General features: G+C 70.9%; 6 protein-coding genes. 2 read left to right on the forward strand and 4 right to left on the reverse strand.

Going from position 1 to position 4,338, the window contains the following annotated elements:
* The coding region (locus FV223_RS21115; RefSeq protein ID WP_246689748.1) for an AMP-binding protein at positions 1–425 on the reverse strand (425 nt) is incomplete at its 3' end.
* A 224-nt stretch (positions 426–649) separates the two neighbouring features.
* A complete protein-coding gene (locus tag FV223_RS21120) occupies positions 650–1,246 on the reverse strand; it encodes a histidine phosphatase family protein (protein ID WP_147728844.1) in 597 nt (198 codons plus the stop codon).
* A gap of 189 nt (positions 1,247–1,435) precedes the next feature.
* Here FV223_RS21120 and FV223_RS21125 point away from each other — a divergent pair, with 189 nt between their 5' ends.
* Together FV223_RS21125 and FV223_RS21130 are read left to right on the forward strand one after the other, a co-directional pair.
* On the forward strand, positions 1,436–2,434 hold the full coding sequence (locus FV223_RS21125; RefSeq protein WP_147728845.1) for a polyphosphate kinase 2 family protein: 999 nt from the start codon (positions 1,436–1,438) through the stop codon (positions 2,432–2,434).
* 51 nt (positions 2,435–2,485) lie between these two features.
* Positions 2,486–2,806 (forward strand): AAA family ATPase, encoded by a 321-nt coding sequence (locus tag FV223_RS21130; protein WP_281407456.1) that lies wholly within the window; start codon positions 2,486–2,488, stop codon positions 2,804–2,806.
* A gap of 27 nt (positions 2,807–2,833) precedes the next feature.
* On the opposite strand, the gene fabI is transcribed toward FV223_RS21130, so the two are convergent.
* Both fabI and FV223_RS21140 read right to left on the reverse strand, forming a co-directional pair.
* Positions 2,834–3,700: an enoyl-ACP reductase FabI gene (gene fabI, locus FV223_RS21135; RefSeq protein ID WP_243932978.1), complete on the reverse strand. Its 867-nt coding sequence runs from the start codon at positions 3,698–3,700 to the stop codon at positions 2,834–2,836.
* A gap of 139 nt (positions 3,701–3,839) precedes the next feature.
* On the reverse strand, positions 3,840–4,338 hold a 499-nt coding region (locus FV223_RS21140), incomplete at its 5' end, for a DnaJ C-terminal domain-containing protein (protein ID WP_281407455.1).

The following is a 4,338-nucleotide window of genomic DNA, read 5'->3' on the forward strand; positions in this document are numbered from 1 at the left end:
AGCAGGGCCTTCGCAGCGGCGTCGCCGAGGCAGACCGCGACCCGGTCGGCCGGCGCCTCGGCGTCGAACGGCAGCCAGGCGGCGCCGGACAGCGTGATCCCGATCTGGGCGGTGAGCAGGTCCGGCCCGCGCGCCATCCACAGGCCGACCACGTCGCCCGGTCCGATCCCGCGATGGGCGAGAGCCGCCGCGATCCGTCCGGCGCGGGCGAAGACCTCGGCATAGGTGAGATGCGGGTGCCGGCCCGACGCGTCCTTGGCGGCGCCGTCGATCAGCGCCGGATGGTCCGGCCGTGCCCGCGCGGTCTCGGCGAAGATCTCGCCAAGAACCTCGTCGCGGATCAGGTCGGGACGCACCGGGCCGCGCAGCACGGCCCGGTCGGACGGGGTCGCCGCGGGGTGCCGGTCCACTTCGGGCCGGATCATCTCGCCGAGGCTACTCATCGCATGCTCCGCTGCCAGCTCCGGGCGGAGCTGGGTTCCCGTCTGTCTCGCATGCGCACCCGGCCGGCGATCGGAGCGCGTTCCTGACGCGGGATCGTGCCGTTATCGAGGCAGTCCGCCGATCGGGTCGAGGCCGTGCGAACCGGACCCGAGACCTCGCTGTATACCGGACCTTTGAACGGGGCTTGAACGGTCGGCGACAAACCTCAGGCCCAGCGCCATCCGGCCGCGTCCACGACGAGCACCGAGCCCTGGCGGACGGCGATCCGCGGGGCGGCCTTAATGTCGAGGTGGCCGAGCGCCACCAGCATCGCGCGGGCGACGCCGCCATGGGCGACCACGACGGTGGCCGGCGCCAGGTCGGAAAAGACCGGCGCGACGCGCTCGGTCAGCATCGCGTAGCTCTCGGCGCCGGTGCCCGAGGGGCGATAGCCCCAGCGGTCGCGGTCGCGCGCGCCGGCGCCGCCGGGATCGCGGCGGCGGATCTCGGCCCAGGTCTGCCCTTCCCACGCCCCGAAATGGATCTCCATCAGCCGGGGATCGCTGCGGTACTCGGTCGGCGCGAGGCCGAGGCGGTCGCGCAGGATCTCCATGGTGCGACGCGTGCGGCTCAGGGGGCTCGCGATGAAGTCGGCCTCGGCGAGCCGGTCGCCCGCGAGCGCCGCGAGCCGGTCCGCGGCGTCCGCCGCCTGCCCCTGCCCGACGGCGTTGAGGCCGATGTCGCGCTGCCCCTGCAAGCGCCCCTCGGCGTTCCAGTCGGTCTGCCCGTGCCGGATGAAGTAGATCGTCGGGATGGGCCTCACGCTCCGGCGGTTCCGGTCGGCGCCCTCACCGGTCGCGTCCTGAGCGAAGGTCTCGCGGCGGCTGCGCGGGCGGGTTCATGAGCGTGGCGTCCATCGGGCATGGCGGTCTGAAGGGATCGGGTCGCCCTCGGATGCAAGGCGGGTGCCCGATCTAGGCCGGGACGCGATCGGTCGGTAGAAGGTCTGTCCATGAGCAAGAAGCACCGCAAGACGGATCGGCGCCAGAAGGCGGGGACAGCCGGTGTGACAAAGTCGCCGGACCGTTCCGTCGAGGATGCCCGGCGCAAGGCGCCTTCCTCTTCTCTCTGGGCGGCCGCGACGGCCGAGATCGCAGGCATCGCGCCCGCGCTGATCGATGCGCACGGTCCCGCCTCCGTCGCGGCGGCCGACGGCATCGTCACCGTCGTGCCGGGCAGCCGGTTCGATCTCGCGAAGGTCGACGCCGACGCCGACGGCGGCTTCGACAAGGACTGGGCGAAGGCGGCGCTCGCCACCGAGCGCACGCGGATCCAGGCGCTTCAGGAAAAGCTCTACGCCGAGCGGCAGCGCAGCCTGCTCGTGGTGTTCCAGGCGATCGACACCGGCGGAAAGGACGGTACGATCCGCGCGGTTCTGGAAGGCGTGAACCCGCAAGGCTGCACGGTCGCCTCGTTCAAGGTGCCGTCGACCGAGGAGCGCGAGCACGACTTCCTGTGGCGCTACCACCAGCGCACGCCCGGGCGCGGGATGATCGGCGTGTTCAACCGCAGCCACTACGAGGATGTGCTGGTCGTGCGCGTGAAGGGCCTGGTGCCGGAGCCGGTCTGGCAGGCGCGCTACGGCTTGATCAACGACTTCGAGCGCCTGCTCACCGAATCCGGGACCCACATCCTGAAATTCTTCCTGCACATCTCGAAGGACGAGCAGAAGCAGCGCCTGGAAGCGCGGATCGCGAACCCGGACAAGCACTGGAAGTTCGATCCGGCCGACCTGGTCGAGCGCAAGTCCTGGGATGCCTATCAGGCGGCGTTCTCGGACGCGCTGACCCGATGCTCGACGCCGCATGCGCCCTGGCACGTGGTGCCGGCCAACCGGAAGTGGTTCCGCAACCTCGTCATCGCCCGCACCATCGCCGACACGCTGGACGCGATGGACCCGCAGTTCCCGGAAGCAGTGGCGGGCATCGCGGATCTGGTCGTGCCGGACTGACGGCGCCGCGAGGCACGGTTCGGGATGGTGTTTCCCGATTAGCCGAAGCGGATCTTCGAAGCCTCCGAGCTCTCCGATGGGATGCTCCGGTTCCTCGCCCTCGCGGGAGCCCTGCTCGCCTACCGGCTTCCGCCTTTCGTCGCCCTGAACGAGCCCGAGGCGAGCCTGCACCCTGACCTGCTGGCTCCCCTCGCTCCCATGATCGTCAAGGCGGATGAACGCACGCAGGTCTGGCTCGTGACCCATTCCGAACGGCTTGCCGACGCAGTCCTCGACGAGCGGGGCACGAAGCCCCACCGCGTGATCAAGCGCCAGGGCGCGACCTGGATCGCGGGGCTGAAGCTGTCGGGGAATTTCGAGGACGGTGATTGACGCCGGCCTTCGCCGGCGCGCCCGCCCTCAATCCTTGTCGAGGCTCAGGTCCGGCGCCTCGGGGTTCTTCATGCCGACCACGTGGTAGCCGGCGTCGACGTGCAGGATCTCGCCGGTCATGCCGCGGGACATGTCGGAGATCAGGTAGGCGGCGGTCTCGCCGACCTCGCCGATCGTCACCGTGCGCCGCAGGGGGGCGTTGTACTCGTTCCACTTCAGAATGTAGCGGAAGTCGCCGATGCCGGAGGCGGCGAGCGTCTTGATCGGGCCGGCCGAGATCGCGTTGACGCGGATGTTCGAGGGGCCGAGATCGGCGGCGAGGTAGCGCACCGAGGCTTCGAGCGCGGCCTTGGCGACGCCCATGACGTTGTAGTGCGGCATCCACTTCTCGGCGCCGTAATAGGTCAGCGTCAGGAGCGAGCCGCCGTTCGGCATGATCTTCTCGGCGCGCTGCGCGACGGCCGTGAACGAGTAGCACGAGATCATGAGCGACTTGGTGAAGTTCGCCTCGGTCGTCTCGACGTAGCGCCCGGTCAGCTCGTCCTTGTCCGAGAAGGCGATGCAGTGGACGACGAAATCGATGCCCTCGGGGAAGATCTCGGCGGTCGCCGCGAACACCGCGTCGATCGAGGCCGGGTCGGTGACGTCGCAATGGCCGACGACGTGGGCGTCGAGCTCGCGCGCCAGGGGCTCGACGCGCTTCTTCAGGGCGTCGCCCTGGTAGGTGAAGGCCAGCTTGGCACCGTGGGCATGCGCGCTCTTGGCGATGCCCCAGGCGATCGAGCGGTTGTTGGCGACGCCGAGCACGAGGCCGCGCTTGCCCGCGAGCAGGTTGCTGCCCGGCGCGGCGTCCCTGCCCGCGCCCTGCTCGTCCGTTGCGTCGAAAGCCGCCATGCCACACCCGAAAATTCGCTTCGGCACCCGGGACTCCCGGCCGCCCCGCTCGACGAGGCGGCGGTCTCGCGCCGGAGGCATCCTTAGCGGAGGCGCGTCGGGGACGGAAGTCCGCCGGATCGGCGCGATACGCCGCCGGCTACTCGGCCCGCGCGGTGCGCCGGCTCCTCACGAACTCGGCCAGGGCCGCGTCGTCCGCGGGCAGCTGGATCGCGGTGACGGCGAGCAGGTCGCCGCGGGTGCCGTCCTTCTTCGGCAGGCCCTTGCCGCGGAGGCGGAAGGTGCGGCCGGACGAGGTCATCGGCGGCATCTTCATCTCGACGGCGCCGGTCAGGGTCGGCACGCGGATCGCGCCGCCGAGCACCGCATCCTCGAGCGGCAGGTCGACGGTGGCGCGCAGGTCCGCGCCCTCGACGGTGAAGCGGGCATGCGGGAGCACCCGGATCGTCAGAAGCGCATCGCCCGGCTCGGAGCGCGGGCCGCCGGGCGAGCCGAGGCCGCGCAGGCGGATCGTCTGCCCGTCCACGACGCCCTTGGGGATCATCACGTCGAACTCGCGGCCGCCCGGCAGGCCGACCCGCAGCTTCTCCTCGCTGCCGATCTGCTCGAGGGTGACGCCGAGCTCGGCCGCCACGTCC

The sequence above is a fragment of the Methylobacterium sp. WL116 genome (assembly GCF_008039455.1).
In the GTDB taxonomy this organism is placed as follows: domain Bacteria; phylum Pseudomonadota; class Alphaproteobacteria; order Rhizobiales; family Beijerinckiaceae; genus Methylobacterium.